General features: G+C 65.8%; 20 protein-coding genes. 15 read left to right on the top strand and 5 right to left on the bottom strand.

Annotated elements, in window-relative coordinates; all coding sequences use genetic code 11:
* Positions 1-30: 30 nt before the first annotated feature.
* The 5 genes from IEX33_RS11840 to sdhC form a co-directional block, all read right to left on the bottom strand.
* Entirely contained in the window at positions 31-801 is a 771-nt protein-coding gene (locus IEX33_RS11840; RefSeq protein WP_188730403.1) for an alpha/beta hydrolase family protein, read from the bottom strand.
* A 155-nt stretch (positions 802-956) separates the two neighbouring features.
* Positions 957-1739, bottom strand: a complete 783-nt coding sequence (locus IEX33_RS11835) for a succinate dehydrogenase iron-sulfur subunit (RefSeq protein ID WP_066274343.1) — start codon at positions 1737-1739, stop codon at positions 957-959.
* Between the two features lies 1 nt (position 1740).
* Positions 1741-3540, bottom strand: a complete 1800-nt coding sequence (sdhA, locus tag IEX33_RS11830; RefSeq protein ID WP_188730401.1) for a succinate dehydrogenase flavoprotein subunit — start codon at positions 3538-3540, stop codon at positions 1741-1743.
* 108 nt (positions 3541-3648) lie between these two features.
* Positions 3649-4110, bottom strand: a complete 462-nt coding sequence (locus IEX33_RS11825; RefSeq protein ID WP_104185411.1) for a succinate dehydrogenase hydrophobic membrane anchor subunit — start codon at positions 4108-4110, stop codon at positions 3649-3651.
* A gap of 3 nt (positions 4111-4113) precedes the next feature.
* Complete coding sequence (gene sdhC, locus IEX33_RS11820) at positions 4114-4494, bottom strand: succinate dehydrogenase, cytochrome b556 subunit (protein WP_074446982.1); 381 nt, start codon at positions 4492-4494, stop codon at positions 4114-4116.
* A gap of 297 nt (positions 4495-4791) precedes the next feature.
* Here sdhC and IEX33_RS11815 point away from each other — a divergent pair, with 297 nt between their 5' ends.
* The 15 genes from IEX33_RS11815 to IEX33_RS11745 all read left to right on the top strand — a co-directional run bounded on the left by IEX33_RS11815 (position 4792) and on the right by IEX33_RS11745 (position 20182).
* Positions 4792-5925 (top strand): mannose-1-phosphate guanylyltransferase, encoded by a 1134-nt coding sequence (locus IEX33_RS11815; RefSeq protein ID WP_104185410.1) that lies wholly within the window; start codon positions 4792-4794, stop codon positions 5923-5925.
* A gap of 56 nt (positions 5926-5981) precedes the next feature.
* Positions 5982-7181: an amidohydrolase gene (locus IEX33_RS11810; protein ID WP_188730400.1), complete on the top strand. Its 1200-nt coding sequence runs from the start codon at positions 5982-5984 to the stop codon at positions 7179-7181.
* A gap of 100 nt (positions 7182-7281) precedes the next feature.
* Positions 7282-7716: a MarR family winged helix-turn-helix transcriptional regulator gene (locus IEX33_RS11805; protein ID WP_188730398.1), complete on the top strand. Its 435-nt coding sequence runs from the start codon at positions 7282-7284 to the stop codon at positions 7714-7716.
* Positions 7717-7765: 49 nt separating this feature from the next.
* Positions 7766-8194: an organic hydroperoxide resistance protein gene (locus IEX33_RS11800; RefSeq protein ID WP_188730396.1), complete on the top strand. Its 429-nt coding sequence runs from the start codon at positions 7766-7768 to the stop codon at positions 8192-8194.
* Positions 8191-9201, top strand: a complete 1011-nt coding sequence (locus IEX33_RS11795) for an NADP-dependent oxidoreductase (RefSeq protein WP_188730395.1) — start codon at positions 8191-8193, stop codon at positions 9199-9201. The genes IEX33_RS11800 and IEX33_RS11795 overlap by 4 nt, the downstream gene beginning before the upstream one ends.
* Before the next feature lie 254 nt (positions 9202-9455).
* Positions 9456-10565 (top strand): BMP family lipoprotein, encoded by a 1110-nt coding sequence (locus IEX33_RS11790; protein ID WP_446686946.1) that lies wholly within the window; start codon positions 9456-9458, stop codon positions 10563-10565.
* Between the two features lie 177 nt (positions 10566-10742).
* Complete coding sequence (locus IEX33_RS11785; RefSeq protein WP_188730393.1) at positions 10743-12329, top strand: ABC transporter ATP-binding protein; 1587 nt, start codon at positions 10743-10745, stop codon at positions 12327-12329.
* Positions 12322-13695, top strand: coding sequence for an ABC transporter permease (locus tag IEX33_RS11780; RefSeq protein ID WP_188730391.1), 1374 nt, complete (start codon positions 12322-12324; stop codon positions 13693-13695). The genes IEX33_RS11785 and IEX33_RS11780 overlap by 8 nt, the downstream gene beginning before the upstream one ends.
* Positions 13692-15017 carry an ABC transporter permease gene (locus IEX33_RS11775; protein ID WP_188730389.1) on the top strand — a complete coding sequence of 442 codons (1326 nt, stop codon included), beginning with the start codon at positions 13692-13694 and terminating at the stop codon, positions 15015-15017. The genes IEX33_RS11780 and IEX33_RS11775 overlap by 4 nt, the downstream gene beginning before the upstream one ends.
* Before the next feature lie 22 nt (positions 15018-15039).
* Positions 15040-15465, top strand: coding sequence for a cytidine deaminase (locus IEX33_RS11770; RefSeq protein WP_188730887.1), 426 nt, complete (start codon positions 15040-15042; stop codon positions 15463-15465).
* A complete protein-coding gene (locus IEX33_RS11765) occupies positions 15462-16805 on the top strand; it encodes a thymidine phosphorylase (protein WP_229675347.1) in 1344 nt (447 codons plus the stop codon). Before IEX33_RS11770 ends, IEX33_RS11765 begins: the two co-directional genes overlap by 4 nt.
* 6 nt (positions 16806-16811) lie before the next feature.
* The gene (locus IEX33_RS11760) at positions 16812-17441 is read left to right on the top strand and encodes a DedA family protein (RefSeq protein ID WP_104185401.1); all 630 of its coding nucleotides are present in this window, start codon (positions 16812-16814) and stop codon (positions 17439-17441) included.
* A 124-nt stretch (positions 17442-17565) separates the two neighbouring features.
* Positions 17566-18294 (top strand): DedA family protein, encoded by a 729-nt coding sequence (locus tag IEX33_RS11755; RefSeq protein ID WP_104185400.1) that lies wholly within the window; start codon positions 17566-17568, stop codon positions 18292-18294.
* Between the two features lie 39 nt (positions 18295-18333).
* Positions 18334-19464, top strand: a complete 1131-nt coding sequence (locus IEX33_RS11750; protein WP_188730387.1) for an adenosine deaminase — start codon at positions 18334-18336, stop codon at positions 19462-19464.
* Positions 19457-20182 (top strand): MazG nucleotide pyrophosphohydrolase domain-containing protein, encoded by a 726-nt coding sequence (locus tag IEX33_RS11745; RefSeq protein WP_377089604.1) that lies wholly within the window; start codon positions 19457-19459, stop codon positions 20180-20182. Before IEX33_RS11750 ends, IEX33_RS11745 begins: the two co-directional genes overlap by 8 nt.
* Positions 20183-20202: the final 20 nt, after the last annotated feature.

Raw genomic sequence — 20202 nt, 5'->3', positions numbered from 1 at the left:
GCCGGGCAGGAGGCGGCACCCAGCAACCGGTTACTGCCCGGCGTCGAGGTACTGGTCCGCCCAGGCGGCGATGATCCGGGCAGCCCGCGCCGCCTGGCCCTTTCCGGTGAGGAGATGGTCGCTTCCCTCGAGGGAAACGAAGTTCCTGGGGTGGCGGGCTGTCTGGAAGATGGTGCTGGCATTCTCGATCCCCACGGTGTTGTCCGTGGGGGAGTGGAGCACCATCAGCGGCTTCTGCAGCTGCTTGATGCAATCCGTCAGGTCCGCGTTCTCCAGGTCTTCCACGAAGTGCTTGCGGATCTCCACCCGTTTCCCGCCAAGGTCCACTTCGGCGCTGCCCTCACTCAGGATCTTGTCCAGGGCTGCGTCAAAGACGTGTGCCACGTGCTTCGGCGAGAAGGGGGCGCCAACGGTAGCTACGGCGTCGAGCTCCGGGATCTCCCGGGCCGCAGCCAGGACGGCCGCGCCGCCGAAAGAATGGCCCACGAGCAGGGAAATCTGCTTCCCCTCGGCGCGCATGAACTCAGCAGCCTTGACGGTGTCCGCCACCTTGTGGCTGAAAGATCCTGCGGACCACTCACCGGCGGATCCGCCCAGGCCCAGGTTGTCGAACCTCAGCATGCCCACGCCACTGTCCGCCAGCGCCTTGCACATCCGCGAGGCGGACGGGCTGTCCTTGCCGAGCGTGAAACCGTGCGAAAAAACGCCCCAGCCCTTGACCGGCCCTTCAGGGACATCGATGATGCCGGACAGCGTTTCGCCGGTGGAGCCTTCGAAGGTGACTTTTTCGGAGCGGGACACGGCGTCCCCTTTCGTTTGGTACAACTGGCTGTGGGCCCACGCCCGCCGGGTTCCCTGGCCGAGCTTGCGAGGTCAGGGGGCGGGTGGGGAGAAACAACGACGGCGCCGCATCCCCGCAGTGGGGAGGGGCGCCGTCGTCCGCTGGATCCGTGTGGTCAGATCTTGCGGGAGAGAATCGCCTGCTTGACCTCGGCGATGGCCTGGGTCACCTGGATGCCGCGCGGGCATGCTTCGGAGCAGTTGAAGGTGGTGCGGCAGCGCCACACGCCTTCCTTGTCGTTGAGGATCTCCAGGCGCATGTCGCCGGCGTCATCACGTGAATCGAAGATAAAGCGGTGGGCGTTGACGATCGCGGCAGGACCGAAGTACTGGCCGTCGGTCCAGAACACCGGGCAGGACGACGTGCACGCGGCGCAGAGGATGCACTTGGTGGTGTCATCGAAACGCTCACGGTCCTCGGCGGACTGCAGGCGCTCCCGGGTGGGCTCGTGGCCCTTGTTGACCAGGAAGGGCATGACCTCGCGGAACGACTGGAAGAACGGTTCCATGTCCACGATCAGGTCCTTCTCCACCGGAAGGCCCTTGATCGGCTCGACCGTGATGGGCTTGGACGTGTCCAGGTCCTTCAGAAGGGTCTTGCAGGCGAGGCGGTTGCGGCCGTTGATGCGCATGGCATCGGAGCCACAGACGCCGTGCGCACAGGACCGGCGGAAGGAGAGGGTGCCGTCCGTTTCCCACTTGACCTTGTGCAGGGCATCCAGGACGCGGTCCGTGCCGTACATGGTCAGGTGGAAGTCGTCCCAGGTGGCTTCCTCGGAAACCTCCGGGTTGTACCGGCGGACGCGCAGGTGCACATCGAACGTGGGGATCTCGCCGCCACCACCGACGCCGGCAGGCAGTTCGATCTTTGAGGCTGGCTCAGCAAGTTCAGCTGACATCTTAGTACTTCCTCACCATCGGCTCGTAGCGGGTAAAGACGACCGGTTTGGTGGCCAGGCGGATGCCGGCGATTGACTCTGCCGATCCGTCTGCCGGCGCGTGGTCATCCTTGTACGCCATGGAGTGCTTCATGAATTTTTCGTCGTTGCGGTCCGGGAAGTCCTCGCGGAAATGTCCGCCACGGGATTCCTCGCGGTAGAGGGCTGCAACGGTCATCACCTTGGCCAGTTCCAGCAGGAAGCCGAGCTCAACGGCTTCGAGCAGGTCAAGGTTGAAGCGCTTGCCCTTGTCCTGGACGTTGATCCGCTTGTACCGCTCCTCGAAGGAGGCGATGTCGCGCAGGACCTGGTGCAGGGTTTCCGCCGTGCGGAACACCTGCATGTTGGCGTCCATGGTGTCCTGGAGTTCCTTGCGGATCACGGCCACCTTTTCGTCGCCGGTGCCGTTGCGGGCAATGTCCAGCAGTTCGGTGGTGTAGGCCAGCGGGTTCTCCGGCAGTTCCACGAAGTCGGCCGTCTTGGCGTACTCGGCCGCCGCGATGCCCGCGCGCTTGCCGAACACGTTGATGTCCAGAAGCGAGTTGGTGCCCAGGCGGTTGGAGCCGTGCACCGATACGCAGGCCACTTCGCCGGCTGCGTACAGTCCGGGGACCACGGTGTCGTTGTCCTGCAGGACCTCGGTGGTGATGTTGGTGGGGATGCCGCCCATGGCGTAGTGGGCAGTCGGGAACACGGGAACCGGCTCCGTGTACGGCTCGACGCCGAGGTAGGTGCGGGCGAACTCGGTGATGTCCGGCAGCTTGGCATCGATGTGCGCCGGCTCCAGGTGCGTCAGGTCCAGGAGGACATAGTCCTTGTTGGGGCCGCAGCCGCGGCCTTCACGGACCTCGTTGGCCATGGAGCGGGCAACGATGTCGCGGGGCGCCAGGTCCTTGATGGTGGGGGCGTAGCGCTCCATGAAGCGCTCACCCTCCGAGTTGCGGAGGATGGCACCCTCGCCACGGGCGGCCTCGGACAGCAGGATGCCGAGGCCCGCGAGGCCTGTCGGATGGAACTGGAAGAATTCCATGTCCTCCAGGGGGATACCGCGGCGGAAGGCGATGCCCATGCCGTCACCGGTGAGGGTGTGGGCGTTGGAGGTGGTCTTGAAGACCTTGCCCGCGCCGCCGGAGGCGAACACCACGGACTTGGCCTGGAAGACGTGCAGTTCCCCGGAGGCGAGGTCGTAGGACACGACGCCGGCAACACGCTTCTGCTTGTAGGGCGTGCCGTCCTCGCGGACAGCATCCTCTTCAACCGTCAGCAGGTCCAGGACGTAGTACTCGTTGTAGAACTCGACGTTGTGCTTGACGCAGTTCTGGTACAGGGTCTGCAGGATCATGTGGCCGGTGCGGTCCGCGGCGTAGCAGGCACGGCGCACGGGGGCCTTGCCGTGGTCGCGGGTGTGTCCGCCGAAGCGGCGCTGGTCAATCCGGCCCTCGGGCGTGCGGTTGAACGGCAGGCCCATCTTCTCGAGGTCCAGCACGGCGTCGATGGCTTCCTTTGCCATGACCTCCGCGGCGTCCTGGTCAACCAGGTAGTCGCCGCCCTTGACGGTGTCGAACGTGTGCCACTCCCAGTTGTCTTCCTCGACGTTGGCGAGTGCTGCACACATGCCACCCTGCGCGGCACCTGTGTGCGAGCGGGTGGGGTAGAGCTTGGTCAGTACTGCTGTGCGCGCGCGCTGACCGGATTCGATCGCGGCGCGCATGCCAGCGCCACCGGCACCGACGATGACGACGTCGTACTTATGGACCTGCATACCAGACGCTCTTTCTCTCAAAATTCGCTATAAAACAACGGGCCGGCGTTGCCTGCTCCGCAAAACAAGGCCCGCGGAGATGCCCGCGGGCCCGAGGTGGTGCCGGTGCTAGGCAGGGCAGAAACCGCCAGGCAGGGGCACACCGTCAACGACGGGGCAGGGATCGAAGGTGAAGATCACCAGGGTGCCCAGGACGATGATGACGGCGGTGGCCGAGTAGAGGACCGTCTTCAGCCAGCGGCGGGTTGAGTCCTTTTCGGCGTAGTCGTTGATGATGGTGCGCACACCGTTGGTTCCGTGCAGCATGGCCAGCCACAGCATTGCAAGGTCCCAGAACTGCCAGAACGGATCGGCCCACTTGCCGGCCACAAAGCCGAAGTCGATGGCCTTGATGCCTTCACCTACCAGGAGGTTCACGAAGAGGTGCCCGAAGATGAGCACCACCAGGACCACACCGGAGAGGCGCATGAAGAGCCATGCGATCATCTCGAAGTTGCCCTTGCTGCCGCCGTGGCGGCGGTACTCGGGTGCGATCCGCCCACTGCGTGGATTTTCGATGGTTGCACTCATGGACTAGTGACCTCCCAGGGCGAGGGACAGGTGGCGGATGGAGAAGGCGACCATGGTGACCAGCCACAGGCCCAGGACTGCCCAGAGCATCTGCCGCTGGTACTTGGCGCCCTTCTTCCAGAAGTCAACGGCGATGATGCGCAGGCCGTTGAACGCGTGGAAAACAATGGCGGCAACAAGGCCGGTCTCGCCCAGGGCCATAAGGGGGTTCTTGTACGCACCGATCACGGCGGTGTAGGCCTCGGGTGACACCCGTACCAAGGAGGTGTCCAAAACGTGGACCAACAAGAAGAAAAAGATCACTACACCGGTAATGCGGTGTCCTACCCAGGACCACATGCCTTCACGGCCGCGGTACAAGGTGCCAGCTGGTTTTGTCGGCACTGATAAACCTCCCTGCAACACAGCGGCGCTGGCATGAGATCCACGCGGGGGGAACGCCTGCTGCGAGAGCACTCGTAGCTCAGGCCTAAATTTAGGCTCCGCTCACAGCTTATTCAATTTAGGAGCTCCTTGGTGACCAGCAGTGGCGCGGATCTTCCTAATTTATGAGACAAAGGACACACTGCCCGCCAGCAGGTGCGCTGTGCAGGACTACTGTCCCGCCGGCGTTCGTGCGCACCCAGGGGCGGAAACTGCCTCCGAAGGCGCCGCGCCGGGGTTCCGCTAAAGTAGGCGGTGATGAGTACAGACAAAGTGACAAGCCCGGCATCACCCCTTGACCGCTTCATTGCGGTGATCCCGGCCGGCGGTGTGGGGACCCGCCTCTGGCCTCTGTCACGCGCCGCAGCTCCCAAATTCCTTCACGACCTCACCGGATCGGGCAGTACACTCCTGCGCGCCACCTATGACCGGCTGCAGCCGCTGGCCGGGAGCAAGGTGCTGGTGGTAACCGGAAAGGCCCACCGGGACGCCGTGTGCCGGCAGCTTCCCGAAGTCCAGGATTCGGACCTCGTCCTCGAATCCGAGCCTAAGGACTCCGCCGCCGCGATCGGCCTTGCCGCTGCAATCCTGCACGAACGCGACCCGGACACCATCATGGGTTCCTTCGCGGCCGACCAGGTGATCAGTCCGGACAACCTCTTCCAGCAGGCCGTCCGGGAGGCCATCCACACGGCCGCGGCCGGCAAGATCGTGACCATCGGCATCAAGCCCACCCACCCGTCCACCGGGTTCGGGTACATCCGGTCCGGCCAGGAACTGCACATTGATGGCGCACCCAGCGCCCTTGACGTGGTGGAGTTCGTGGAAAAGCCGGACGAGGAAGTGGCCCAGCAGTACGTGGACAGCGGCAACTACGTCTGGAACGCCGGGATGTTCGTGGCGCCGGTGGCGCTGCTGCTCAAGCACTTGGAAGCCAACCAGCCCGAACTGTTCCGGGGCCTGCAGGAGATCGCCCAGGCCTGGGACACCCCCGCCCGCGAGGAGGTCACCGCGAGGGTGTGGCCCACCCTGCCCAAGATCGCCATCGACTACGCAGTGGCCGAGCCTGCCGCCGAAGCCGGGGACGTCGCCGTCGTGCCCGGTTCCTTCCGCTGGGACGACGTCGGGGACTTCGCCTCCGTGGGCCGGCTCAACAGTGCCAAGGAAGTGGATGACGTCACGGTGCTGGGCGAAGGCGCACGCGTCTTCACGGAAAATTCCAGCGGTGTGGTGGTTACCGACACCAAGCGCGTCATTGCCCTGATCGGAATCCAGGACGTCGTCATCGTCGACACGCCGGACGCGCTCCTGGTGACCACCATGGCAAACTCCCAGCGGGTGAAGGCCGCCGTGGACGCCCTCAAGGCCAGCGGAGACACCGACGTCCTTTGATGTAATCCTGCGACCGTGATGGCCGGTAATCAGCTGACCCTCGCTAGAGTGAAACAGTGCGCAATTACACTACTGAAGCCGAGCCCACCGACCTGGTGGCTCCCTGGCTCGAGCCCCTCCTGCCGGAACTGATCGACTTCCGGCGGGACCTGCACGCGCATCCGGAACTGTCCTTCAAGGAGTTCCGCACCACGGACAAGCTGGCGGAGCGGCTCGAGGCTGCCGGACTCGCGCCCCGCCGCCTCGAGGGAACCGGCCTCACGGTGGACGTGGGGGAGGGACCTATCGCCACGGCTCTCCGCGGTGACATCGACGCCCTGCCCATCATCGAGGAAACAGGGCTGCCCTTCGCTTCGAAGAATCATGGTGTCACCCACGCCTGCGGCCATGATGTCCATACCACCACCATGCTGGGCATCGCCCTGGTGCTGCACCGGATGCACCAGGAAGAGCCGCTGGGCGCCACGGTCCGTATCATCTTCCAGCCCGCCGAGGAAACCATGCCCGGCGGCGCCCACGCCTGCATCGAGCAGGGGGTGCTGGAGGGCGTTCCGCGGATCCTGGCACTGCACTGCGATCCGCGGATCGAGGTGGGCAAGATCGGCACCCGCATCGGCGCCATTACCTCAGCGTCCGACACCATCCGGATCGAGCTGTCCGGGCGCGGCGGGCACACCTCCCGCCCGCACCTGACCGAAGAGCTGGTGTTCGCACTGGCGCAGATCGCGGTCAATGTGCCCGCCGTCCTCTCGCGCCGGGTGGATGTCCGCAGCGGAGTCTCCGTGGTCTGGGGGCAAATCTCCGCAGGATCCGCACCCAACGCAATTCCCGGCACCGGCTACATGGCGGGAACCATGCGCTGCCTGGACCGCGATGCCTGGCACGAGGCCGGCGAGCTCCTGGACGAGGTGGTCCACCAGGTGGCGGCACCCTACGGAGTGGATGTCCGGCTCGAACACACCAGGGGAGTGCCCCCGGTGGTCAACTCCGAACATGAAACCGCCATCATCGAGGCGGCCGCCCGCGCCGAAATCAGCGAAGATGCCGTGGTCCTGACGCCGCAGTCCATGGGCGGGGAGGACTTCGCCTGGTTCCTCGCCGAACTTCCCGGTGCCATGATGCGGCTGGGCACCAAGACTCCCGGCGGCGAGGAATATGACCTGCACCGCGGTGACTACATCGTGGACGAGCAGGCCCTCGGCCTGGGGATCCGGGTCCTGACCGCGGCGGCGCTGCGCACCATCCGCCACCGGTAGTCGCACGCCGCCCGCCGTCGTCGGGCTTTCACCTCACACCAAACTGTTCGCATCCCCATCTAAGTTGTGCACAACTTACTTGTGTACTATCGTTTTCTTCATGACCGATGCACCCAGGCTGGACCACCAGGTCTGCTTCGCGCTCTACTCCGCCTCCCGGGCCGCCACCGCGGTGTACCGCCCGGTCCTCGAGGAGCTGGGCCTGACCTATCCCCAATACCTCGTGATGCTGGTGCTGTGGGAAAACGAACCCCGCGGCGTGAAGGAGATCGGCGAAGAGCTCGGCCTGGACTCCGGCACCCTGTCGCCGCTGCTGAAGCGGCTGGAGGCCCTGGGGCTGTGTGAGCGCCGCCGTTCGGGCGAGGACGAGCGCCGCGTCGCCATCCACCTCACCCCGGCGGGGCGGGAGCTGAGCAGCAAGGCCGGTTCCATCCCGCAGCGGCTCGCGCAGGCGGCGGGGCTCACCGCGGAGGAGCTTGACCAGCTGCGCCACACGCTTGGGCGCCTGACCGCCGCGCTGCACGACGCGCACTGACGGCACCGGTCCGGAACTTTTCATCCCACCAACAGGACGGATACAACCCGTGAAAACTCTTTACACTGCCGAGGCCCTCGCCTCGGGCGAAGGACGCGACGGCACCGCGCGGACCAATGACGGCAAGCTGGACGTCGCACTGTCCAGTCCCGTCGAACTTGGCGGAAACGGCCAGGGGACCAACCCCGAGCAGCTCTTCGCCGCCGGATATGCGGCCTGCTTCCACTCGGCCCTCCGGCTGGTAGGCCGCAAGGAACGGGCCGACCTGACCGACTCCGCCGTGGCCGCGAAGGTTCACCTGGGCCAGCTGGACGGCGCCGGCTTCGGGCTTGCCGCGGAGCTGCAGATTGCGCTGCCCGCCCTGGACCTGGCCACTGCAGAGGCGCTGGTCGCCAAAGCCCACCAGATCTGCCCGTACTCCAACGCCACCCGAGGCAACATTTCCGTAGACATCAAGATCCTGGAGTTCGCCGCATGAGCCTCCCCTCCGTAACCCGCGAAATCCAGCTGGCCTCCCGGCCCGTGGGCCGGCCCGTTCCGGAGAATTTCAGGCTGGCCGAGTCCTTGCTGCCGGAACTTGGCGACGGCCAGATCCTGGTCCGGAACCTGTTCATCTCCGTCGATCCCTACATGCGCGGCCGCATGAATGACGTGAAGTCCTATTCCGCCCCCTTCGCCCTGGACGAAGCGCTCGACGGCGGCGCGGTGGGCGAGGTGCTGGCGTCCCGTTCCGGACAGTACAAGGAGGGGGACGTCGTCGTGCATTCCCTCGGCTGGCGGGAGTACGCGGTGGTTGAGGGGAAGGCGGCCACCAAGGCCGACACCGGGCTGGCACCGGCGCCCGCGTTCCTCGGGGCCCTGGGGATGACCGGCCTCACGGCGTATGCAGGGCTGCTGAAAGTTGCGGAGTTCGCGCCGGGAGATGCGGTATTCGTCTCCGGGGCGGCCGGAGCCGTGGGCTCGCTGGTGGGCCAGATTGCCAAGGCAATGGGCGCTTCACGCGTCATCGGCTCGGCTGGCTCGCCCGCCAAGGTGGCCCGGCTGCTGGAGCTCGGCTTTGACGCAGCTTTCGACTATCACGACGGGCCGGTTCGGGAGCAGCTGGAAAAGGCTGCGGGCCCCGGCGGAATCGACGTGTACTTCGACAACGTGGGCGGGGAACACCTGGAAGCCGCCCTGGCCGTCCTCAACGTGGGGGGACGCGTGGCCATGTGCGGCGCGATTGCCCAGTACAACTCCACCGAGCCGACCCCGGCGCCCCGCAACCTGATGCTCGCCATCGGCAAGCAGCTCACCCTTAAGGGGTTCCTGGTGGGCGGCCAGCGGCAGCACGCCGCGGAGTTCGCCGGGAAGATGGCGGGCTGGCTGTCCGACGGCACTGTCCGCTACGACGAGACCATCGTGGAGGGCCTGGACAACGCACCGCAGGCCTTCATGGACCTCCTTGACGGTGCCAACACCGGAAAAATGCTGGTCCGGCTCTAAGCCTGACCGGCCCGAACAACCAGGAGGGGCGCCGCTTTCACGCGGCGCCCCTACTGGTTGGTAACAACTTGTAAACAATCTTCGGGATACCCTGCCGCCGTGCTACGGGCACGTGGCGCAGGCCACTAAAGTTGGTGCCATCAGTGCGCTCCGGCGCAGTGCTGCGTGCCCTCAGTGAAAACAGAATTTCAGTGCAGAAACGGACACTCATTGAATTCGAGCCGTAGCGCCTCTCTCTTCATCCTGGAGGAAAATTGAAGAACTCACTGCGTGCAAGGTTCAAGCGGGGTTCAATGGCCGGCGTGGCTACCCTCGGTGCTTCGGCGCTTCTGTTGACCGCCTGCGGCGCAGCGCCCGAAGCCGGAAGCACCTCAACCGCGGAAGCCAGCGACTACACCGGCTGCATCGTCTCCGACTCCGGCGGGTTCGATGACCAGTCCTTCAACCAGTCCTCCTACGAAGGACTGAAGAAGGCCGAGACCGACCTGGGGATCAAGGTCAACCAGGTCGAATCCAAAACCAACAACGACTTCGAGCCGAACCTGCGCGCCATGGTCAGCGCCGGCTGCGACCTCACCGTCACGGTGGGGTTCCTGCTGGGAGACGCCACCAAGGCCCAGGCCGAGGCCAACCCGGACAGCCACTTCGCGATTGTCGACTTCGGTTACGAGACGCCTATCGCCAACGTCAAGCCGATCATCTACGACACCGCCCAGGCCGCGTTCCTTGCCGGGTACCTCGCAGCCGGCACCACCAAGACTGGCACGGTTGCCACCTTCGGCGGCATTAAGCTTCCCACCGTCACGATCTTCATGGACGGCTACGCGGACGGCGTCAAGTACTACAACGAGCAGAAGGGCAAGGACGTCAAGCTCCTTGGCTGGAACAAGGAAGCCCAGGACGGCAGCTTCACCGGCGACTTCGAGAAGCAGGACGTCGGAAAGCAGCTCACCCAGAACTTCCTGGACCAGGGCGCAGACATCGTGATGCCCGTAGCAGGTCCGGTGGGCAAGGGCGCCGGCTCCGCACTCAAGGAAGCCAAAGCTGCAGGCAAGGACGTCAAGCTGATCTGGGTTGACTCCGATGGCTACCTGACGGCTCCCGACTACAAGGACATCATGCTGTCCTCGGTCATGAAGACGATGGGCGACGCCGTGGAGGCCGTGGTGAAGGATGACAAGGAAGGCAACTTCGACAACACCCCGTACGTGGGCACGCTGGCCAACGAAGGCGTCCAGCTGGCACCGTTCCACGACCTCGACTCCCAGGTCCCCGCAGAACTGAAGTCCGAGCTTGAGCAGATCAAGAAGGACATCATCGACGGAAAACTGACGGTCGAATCCGAGGCAAGCCCGAAGGCCTGATCCCTGCCTGAGCGCCACCCCCGGCCGGTTACCGACTGGCCGGGCGGTGGCGCTTTTTGCTGGCTGCCCCGCACCGGACCGCAGCCCGCGTATCCCAGGACTGCACCCACTAGGCTGGTGCTGCAGCCACATATCCCGTCCGGTCGATCACTGGACGCTTCGAGATTGGTCAGAGTTTTGAAACTTGAACTCAGAGGGATCACTAAACGCTTTGGCACCCTGCTTGCCAACGACCACATCGACGTGGTGGTTGAGCCCGGACAGATCCACTGTCTCCTGGGTGAAAACGGGGCCGGCAAATCCACCCTCATGAATGTGCTGTACGGCCTTTATGAACCGTCCGAGGGCGAGATCCTCGTCGACGGCAAGCCCGTCTCCTTCCGAGGGCCCGGTGACGCCATGGAGGCGGGCATCGGCATGGTCCACCAGCACTTCATGCTGGTCCCCGTCTTCACCGTCGCGGAGAACGTGGCGCTCGGCGCGGAGCCCACCAAGGCCGCCGGCTTCCTCAACCTGGACGAGACGCGCCGCCGGATCAAGGAAATTTCCGATCAATACGGCTTCGACGTTGACCCGGACGCCCTGGTGGAGGACCTGCCCGTGGGCGTTCAGCAGCGGGTGGAAATCATCAAGGCGCTGGTCCGCAACGCCAAGGTCCTCATCCTGGACGAACCCACGGCCGTCCTGACACCCCAGGAAACCGACGAACTGCTGGACATCATGCGGCAGCTCAAGTCCGGCGGGACTTCCCTCGTCTTTATTTCGCACAAGCTGCGGGAAGTCAAGGCAGTCTCGGACACCATCACCGTGATCCGGCGCGGCAAGGTGGTGGGGACGGCTGACCCGGCTGCCTCCACCACCGAACTGGCGTCCATGATGGTTGGCCGCGCCGTCAGCCTCACCCTGGACAAGGCCCCGGCACAGCCCAAGGAGAAGACGTTCGAGGTCCGGGACCTCACCGTCATCGCCCCCAACGGCCAGCACGTCGTGGACGGACTCAGCTTTGACATTGCCCGCGGGGAAATCCTTGCGGTAGCCGGCGTGCAGGGCAACGGCCAGACGGAACTGACGGAGGCGATCCTCGGCCTCCAGGAACGCGTCCACGGTTCCATCCTGCTGGACGGGCAGGAGCTCCTGGGCCGCACCGTCAAAGAGGTACTGAACGCCGGCGTCGGCTTTGTCCCCGAAGACCGCTCCGTTGACGGCCTGATCGGCACCTTCTCCATCGCCGAGAACCTGATCCTGGACCGGTATGACCAAGCGCCCTTCGCCAAGGGCATCAGCATGAGCCCGGCCAGGGTGCTGGAGAACGCCAAGAGCCGGATCGACGAGTTCGACGTCCGGACCCCGTCGGGTGCACTGGCCGCCGGAACACTGTCCGGCGGCAACCAGCAGAAAGTTGTCATGGCCCGCGAGCTGTCCCGCCCGCTGCGCCTTTTCATTGCCTCCCAGCCCACCCGCGGCGTGGACGTGGGATCCATCGAATTCCTGCACAAACGGATTGTGGCCGAACGGGACCAGGGCACGCCGGTGATGATCATCTCCACCGAACTGGACGAAGTCATGGAACTGGCTGACCGTATCGCCGTGCTCTACAAGGGCAAACTCGTGGGTGTGGTCCCGGCCGGCACCAGCCGCGACGTCCTGGGCCTCATGATGGCCGGCATCCCGCCGGAGGAACATGTCCGTACCACCCAGGCCGGAAAGGCCGCGGACACCGCCACCATCAGCACCTCCGACGCCGAAGGAGGCGACCATGTCTGAAAAGCACCCACCCAAGCACGCTGGAGGCGAGCCCGCCGGGCGGGCGGAGCAGCCCACCCCCGCGGCGGAGGAGACCGCCGCAATCGTATCCGTTGATACCGCCGGCGGCGCCATGGAACCCTCGGCCGTCCCTGCAACGGCCCAGAGCGGCCAGCTCCCGGGCGGTCCCGACACCCTGCTCCGGAAAATCTTCACCGGCAGCGGCATGGTCTCGGTCCTGGCGGTCCTGCTGGCCCTCATCATCGGCGGGCTGCTCATTGCCAGCACGGACAGGCAGGTTGCCACCACGGCCACCTACTTCTTCGCCCGGCCCACCGACTTCCTGGCTGCCGTCTGGAACGCGGCAACACGCTCCTACATTGCCCTGTTCCAGGGCTCGGTCTTCAACCCACGGGGCAACGGGGTGGCAGCCCAGTTCGCGCCCTTCATGGAAACCCTCACCATCGCCACGCCACTCATCACGGCCGGCCTGGGCGTTGCCCTGGCCTTCCGAGCAGGTCTGTTCAACATCGGTGCGCAGGGCCAGATCATCGTGGCCGGCATCCTGGCCGCCTGGGTGGGATTCGCGCTCGACCTGCCGATGGGCCTGCACCTGCTCCTGGTTCTGGTGGCCGGCATCATCGGCGGTGCCTTCTGGGGCGGACTCGTCGGCGTCCTCAAGGCCCGCACCGGCGCGCATGAGGTCATCCTCACCATCATGTTCAACTACATCGCGCTGTATTTCCTGCGGTACCTCCTGAACACTCCCGCCTTCCAGCGGCCGGGGGAGTCGAACCCCATCTCGCCCATCCTGGACCCCACCGCCGTCTATCCGCAGATCTTCGGCAGCCAGTACCGGCTCCACCTTGGCTTCCTCCTGGCCATAGCGGCCACCGTCCTGGTGTGGTGGCTCCTCAACCGCTCCACGGTGGGCTTCGAGTTCCGTGCCGTGGGGGCAAACCCCAAGGCAGCGCAGACTGCGGGCATCAACGTGTCCCGCTCCACCATCCTGGTCATGGCCCTTGCCGGCGGCCTCGCCGGCATGTCCGGCGTGGCACAGGTGGCGGGTACGGAGAAAGTCCTCACCGACGGTGTGGCCGCCACGTACGGCTTTGACGCCATCACGGTTGCCCTGCTGGGGCGTTCGACGCCGTGGGGCACTTTCGCGGCAGGCCTGCTGTTCGGCGCCTTCCGCGCCGGAGCGGTCCAGATGCAGATCCAGACCGGAACCCCCATCGACATTGTCCTGGTGGTCCAGTCCCTGATTGTCCTGTTTATTGCGGCTCCGCCGCTGGTCCGGGCCATCTTTGGCCTGAACCCCCGCCGCCGGAAGCCCGCCCGCCCGGCCAAGTCCCGCGAGGCAGCAACCACCGGAGGTGCAGCATGAGCACGACAGTATCCTCATCAAGGCCCGGCAACCCGCAGCCCGGAAACGCCGGCAAGGATGCTGCCGCCGCCACTGTCTCCGCCAAGCCGGTGGGCTGGAAGACGCCGGTTTTCCTGGCTGCCTTCGCGTTGATCGCCCTCGTGTTCTTCGGGCTGCTCGCACCCAACCAGACCGCAAGCTTCGGGATCTCCACGGGCAGCGACTTCTTCCAGTTGCCGGCCATCCAGGTGAACGCTTTCGCCGGCGGGCTGGTGCTGTCCATCCTCCTGCTGGGACTGGCGGCCTACGCCATCTACCTCAAGACCAGGGACAAACCCGTCCCTGGCTGGCTCACCGTGGCGTTCATCGTCCTGTTCGTGGCCGCGTTCCTCATTTGGGTGGTGGGCGGCGCCCGGACCCCCAGCATCTCCCTGGCCGGGCTCATCGCCGGGTCGGTCACCCTGGCCGTTCCGCTGGTGTTCGGATCACTGTCCGGCGTCCTCTGCGAACGGGTGGGCGTGGTGAACATCGCCATCGAAGGCCAGCTGCTGGGCGGAGCGTTCACCGCCGCGATCGTCGCCAGCATCACGCAGAGCCCCTTCGTGGGGCTGCTGGCCGCCGCCGTGGCAGGTGCCGTGGTTTCCATGGTGCTGGCACTGTTCAGCATCAAGTACCTGGTCAACCAGATCATCGTCGGCGTGGTCCTGAACGTGCTGGTCTCGGGCGTGACAGGCTTCCTGTTCAGCACCGTGATGCAGGCCAACAAGGCACAGTTCAACTCCCCGCCAGGGCTGGACATCATCGAGATTCCCATTCTGTCCAGCATCCCGGTCATCGGTCCCATCCTGTTCCGCCAGTCCCTGGTGGGCTACCTGATGTACATTGCCGTCTTTGTGGTCTGGGTGGGCCTCTTCAAGACCAGGTGGGGACTCCGCGTCCGGGCTGTCGGCGAGCATCCGCAGGCCGCGGACACCCTGGGCATCAACGTCAACGCCACCCGTTTCTGGAACGTCACCCTGGGCGGGGCAGTGGCCGGCATCGGCGGGTCCTTCTTCACCCTGGTGGCCATCGACAGCTTCACCAAGGAGATTTCCGGTGGCCGCGGCTTTATTGCCCTGGCGGCCCTGATCTTCGGCCGGTGGAACCCGATCGGAGCTTTTTTCGCCGCGCTGCTGTTCGGATTCGCTGACAACCTGCAGAGCATCGTCACCATCATCGGCACGCCGGTTCCCAGCCAGTTCATGGCCATGCTCCCGTACCTGGTGACGGTCCTGGCGGTGGCGGGGCTGGTGGGCAAGTCCAGGGGACCCGCGGCCAGCGGCATTCCGTATGTCAAGGGCTGACGGCGTGGACGGACCTGCTGGCATGCGCGGCGCCGCGGACAGTGGCGGGGCCCAACCGGTTGACTGGGAGGCATTGAGGGCAGCCGCCGTCGCGGCGATGCACCACGCCTACGTTCCCTATTCGAAGTTCCCGGTGGGGGCCGCGGCCCTCACCGGCGACGGCCGGCTGGTCAGCGGCTGCAACGTGGAGAACGCCAGCTACGGCCTCACCCTCTGCGCCGAATGCGCTCTGGTGGGCAACCTGCACATGACCGGCGGCGGACTGCTCCGCGCGTTCTATTGCGTGGACGGGGACGGCAACATCCTGATGCCCTGCGGGCGCTGCCGGCAGTTGCTGTACGAGTTCCGCGCTCCGGACATGGAGCTCATGACCACCCAAGGCATCAAGACGATGGACCAGGTGTTGCCCGACGCCTTTGGTCCCCAACACCTGGAGGAAACACCGTGACTGACAAGGTGGCACAGACCCGAGCAGTGGACAGCAATGCCGAACCGTTCGACGCCGTCGACATCATCCGCGTAAAGCGGGACAAAGGTGCCCTGAGCCCGGAGCAAATCGACTGGACCATCGACGCCTATACCCGTGGTGCGATCGCCGACGAGCAGATGGCGGCCCTGAACATGGCCATCCTGCTCAACGGCATGAACCGCACGGAGATTGCGCGCTGGACGGCGGCGATGATCGCCTCCGGCGAGCGGATGGACTTCTCCAGCCTGCGCAGGCCCGACGGCGGCCTGAAGTACACGTCGGACAAGCACTCAACGGGCGGTGTGGGGGACAAGATCACCCTGCCGCTCGCGCCCCTGGTGGCGGTCTTCGGGGTGGCTGTTCCGCAGCTCTCTGGCCGGGGGCTTGGCCACACCGGGGGCACGCTGGACAAGCTGGAGTCCATCCCGGGGTGGCGTGCTTCCCTCAGCAATGAAGAGATCCTGGCGCAGCTCCAGGACGTGGGCGCCGTGATCTGCGCCGCCGGTGCAGGCCTGGCGCCCGCTGACAAGAAGCTCTACGCGCTGCGGGATGTCACCGGCACGGTGGAGGCCATCCCCCTGATCGCCTCGTCCATCATGAGCAAGAAAATCGCCGAAGGGACCGGCTCGCTGGTCCTGGACGTCAAGGTGGGCAGCGGCGCGTTCATGAAGGATGAAGCCAGGGCGCGCGAGCTTGCCGAGACCATGGTGGCGCTGGGCAAGGACGCGGGCGTGAACACCGTGGCCTTGCTCACCAACATGGACACCCCCTTGGGACTGACGGCGGGCAACGCCATCGAGGTTGAGGAATCCCTGGAGGTGCTGGCCGGCGGCGGTCCCAACGACGTCGTGGAGCTGACCGTGCGGCTCGCCGAGGAGATGCTCGCCTGTGCGGGAGTTACCGACGCCGATCCCGCCGCAGCGCTCAAGGACGGCCGTGCCATGGACGTCTGGAACCGCATGATCGAAGCCCAGGGCGGCGACCCCCGGGCCAAGCTGCCCGTTGCCCGCGAGTCCGAGGTGGTGTACGCCCCGGCGGACGGGGTGCTCGTGGAACTGGACGCCCTCGCCGTCGGTGTCGCAGCCTGGCGCCTCGGGGCCGGACGTGCCCGGAAGGAGGACGCGGTCCAGGCAGGCGCCGGTGTCCGGATGCATGCCAAGCCCGGAGCCCTGCTCCGGGCGGGGGAGCCGCTGATGACCCTCCTTACGGACACCCCGGAGCGGTTTGCGCGGGCCAAGGAAGCGCTGGAACATGCAGTCGTCATTGCACCGGAGGGATCCAGGCCGGCACAGCGGTTGATCATCGACCGAATAGCATAGGGATCCATGCAGGCCATCAATGACTTCATCCTCGCCGCGGCCGGACAGCCCTGGGTGCTGTTCGTCGTCCTTGCGTGCTGCATCATTGACGGCTTCTTCCCGCCCATTCCCAGCGAATCGGTGGTGGTGGGCCTGTCCGCAGTCGCCGCCACCGCCGACGTTCCCAACCCCTGGCTGCTGATGCTGGTGGCCGCGCTTGGTGCCTTCTCGGGTGACAACATCGCCTACCTGATTGGCCGCCGGGTGGGTACCCGGCGCTGGGCGTGGATGCGCGGGCCGCGGATGCAGAGCGCCTTCCGGTGGGCCGGCAGGGAACTGCGCAAGCGGCCGGCGTCGCTGATCCTGGTGGCGCGGTTCGTCCCGATCGGCAGGGTGGCAGTCAACCTCACCGCCGGCGTAACGCACTACCCGCACCTGCGTTTCGTGGGCCTGACACTTCTTTCAGCGACCCTCTGGGCCGGGTACTCGGTGGGAATCGGGCTGTTCTTCGGCCAATGGTTCGAGGACAACCACCTGCTGGGGGCGGTGATCGCCATTGTGTGCGCGGTGGCGCTGGGGATCGTGGTGGACCTTGTCATCAACCGCGTCAGGCGGCGGCCGCCAATGGTGGAGCGGATGAAGGAACCCGAAGCGTAGGTGAAGCGTTGTTCCAGCAGGTGGGGGCGTAGCGAAGGCGCCCTGGCCATGGGACACTTAGACACGATTTCCGCTTGGCTGGGCCACTGACGGCCACGCCAAATTGCATAGGAGCAAGACCCGCGTGGAGTTTATTAATGAGGCCGTGCTCCATGCAGCGGGTCAGTGGTGGATCTACCCGCTCCTGCTGGTGTTCTTCTTCGTTGACGGCTTCGCCATGGTGGTCCCCAGCGAAACCCTGATCGTGGCCCTGGCGGCCTTTTCCCGGCACAGCGGCGAACCGAACCTCTGGATCCTGGGCTTCACCGCCCTGGTTGGAGCCATCGCCGGGGACAACATGGCCTTCATGCTCGGCAGGCGCATCGGCCTGAAGCGGTGGAAATGGATGCGGCGCCCCAAGGTCCAGAAGGCCTTCAGCTGGGCACGCTACGAGCTGGACAAGCGCGGCGCCGTGCTGATCTTCACCGCCCGCTACATTCCCTGGGGCCGGGTTGCCGTCAACTACGTTGCAGGCAGCACAGGATTCCCGCACCGCCGCTTCTTCCTGCTCGACGCTTTCGCCTGCATCACCTGGGTGGGCTACTCCATCGGCATCGGGCTCCTGGCCAGTTCATTTCCGTGGCTGCACCACAATCCGCTCCTCAGCGCCGGCATCGCGGTGGTCTTCGCCATCGTGCTGGGCGTTCTCCTGGACCATGTGCTCCGGCTGTGGCACAAGCACCTCGCCCGGAACGACGCCCAGGAGGTTGACGGGTGGCTCGACGGCGGCCCGGCCGGCGCCCGCGGTCCACAGAACGGCAGCGCGGCGCACTTTGCTTCCGCGGCCGGGGACGGCGAACCGGCAGCCAAGTAGCGGCTGGCTTTGGGCTCCTGCCCACCCTAAGGTGGGAACGTGACTGAGCCCATTGTTGACGCTGCCCCTGCCATCGATTTCGACCTGAAGAACCTGCCCAAGGTCTCCCTCCACGACCACCTGGACGGAGGACTTCGCCCGGCCACCATCATCGAGCTGGCGGAAGCCGTTGGGCACACGCTGCCTTCCACCGATCCCGTTGCTCTGGGCGAGTGGTTCCGGGAGTCCGCCAACTCCGGTTCGCTGGTCCGTTACCTGGAAACCTTTGACCACACCGTCGCCGTCATGCAGACCCACGAGGGCCTGGTCCGCGTGGCCAAGGAGTTCGTTGAGGACCTCGCTGACGACGGCGTGGTGTACGGCGAGGTACGGTGGGCGCCCGAGCAGCATCTGCAGAAGGGCCTCTCACTGGATGAAGCCGTCGAGGCCGTACAGGAAGGCCTTGAAGCCGGTGTCGAGGCCGTGGGGGAGAGCGGGCGCGAAATCCAGGTGGGCCAGCTCATCACCGCCATGCGCCACGCGGACCGCGGCCAGGAGATCGCCGAACTCGCCGTCCGCCACCGCAACAAGGGTGCCGTAGGCTTCGACATCGCCGGAGCCGAGGACGGTTTCCTTCCCTCCCGCTTCCGGGATGCCTTCACCTACCTTGCGCAGCACAACTTCCCCGCCACCGTCCACGCTGGCGAGGCCGCAGGGCTGGAGAGCATCCAGTCCGCGCTGGTGGACGGCCGCGCCCTCCGCCTGGGCCACGGCGTCCGGATCGCCGAGGACATCATGGTGGAGTTCGAGGACGACGCCGAGGACACGGTCGGCCTGGTTACCCTGGGGGACCTTTCCAGCTGGATCCGGGACCGCGGCATCGCCCTGGAAATTTGCCCGTCCTCCAACCTGCAGACCGGTGCTATTGCCGGCTTCGGCGAGGGTATCGAGAGCCACCCCCTGGACATGCTGTACCAGCTCGGCTTCAACGTCACCATCAACACCGACAACCGGCTGATGAGCGGCGTTACGCTGACGGACGAGTTCGACCTCCTGGTGGAAACCTTCGACTACGACCTCGACGACCTGCTGGAGCTGACCCTCAACGCCGCCGAGGCATCCTTCCTGCCGCTTGAGGAAAAGGAAGCCCTGGTGGAGTACATCAACGACGCTTACGCCAACCTTGGCTAGCCAGCCGGACGCGGGCAGCATCCCGGCAGGGGAGGTGCAGGAGCTTCTCTATGTGATTGCTGCCCTGCGGGAGCACTGCCCCTGGATGGGGGCGCTCACCCACGCATCCCTGGTGGAGTACCTGCTCGAAGAGGCCTTTGAAGTGGCCGAAACGATCGAGGCCGCCGCGCCCGCCGAAGAGCAGGACGCGGCCGGGCCGGTAAATGTCCAGGGAATCGACGACGCCGAGCTGCTGGGTGAGCTGGGCGACGTCCTGCTGCAGGTGGTGCTGCACGCCCGGCTCGCCGAGGAACGCGGCGCTTTCACGTTCGACGACGTCGCACGCGGCCTGAGTGCCAAAATGGTCCGCCGGAACCCCCATGTCTTCCATCCGGACGGCTCACTGCAGGACACCTTCCCCGCAACCGTCCAGGAGATTGTGCAGAAGTGGGACGCCGTGAAGCGGGCCGAGCGGCCTGAACGGCGGGACCCGTTCGCAGGGATTCCCCAGGCGCTCCCGGCGCTCGCCCGGGCACAAAAATCCATCGACCGGGCAGCACGGGCCGGAGTTGCCTTGCCGCCTGCGGTTCCCGTCCCCGGCACGGAAGAAGAGCTCGGGGAGCTGCTGCTCGCCGTCGTGCATTCCGCCCGGACCAGCGGATTCGATGCGGAGCGTGCCCTGCGCGGCGCCGTCCGGCGCTACCAGCAGCGCGTCCCCCAGCCGCACCACCAGGGATAGCCGCGCCATCATGACGTCCG

Origin of the sequence: Pseudarthrobacter scleromae, from assembly GCF_014644515.1 — a bacterium.
Classification (GTDB): Bacteria; Actinomycetota; Actinomycetes; order Actinomycetales; family Micrococcaceae; genus Arthrobacter; species Arthrobacter scleromae.
Note: the sequence above shows the minus strand (reverse complement) of the source record. Positions and strands in the feature narration are given on the sequence as shown.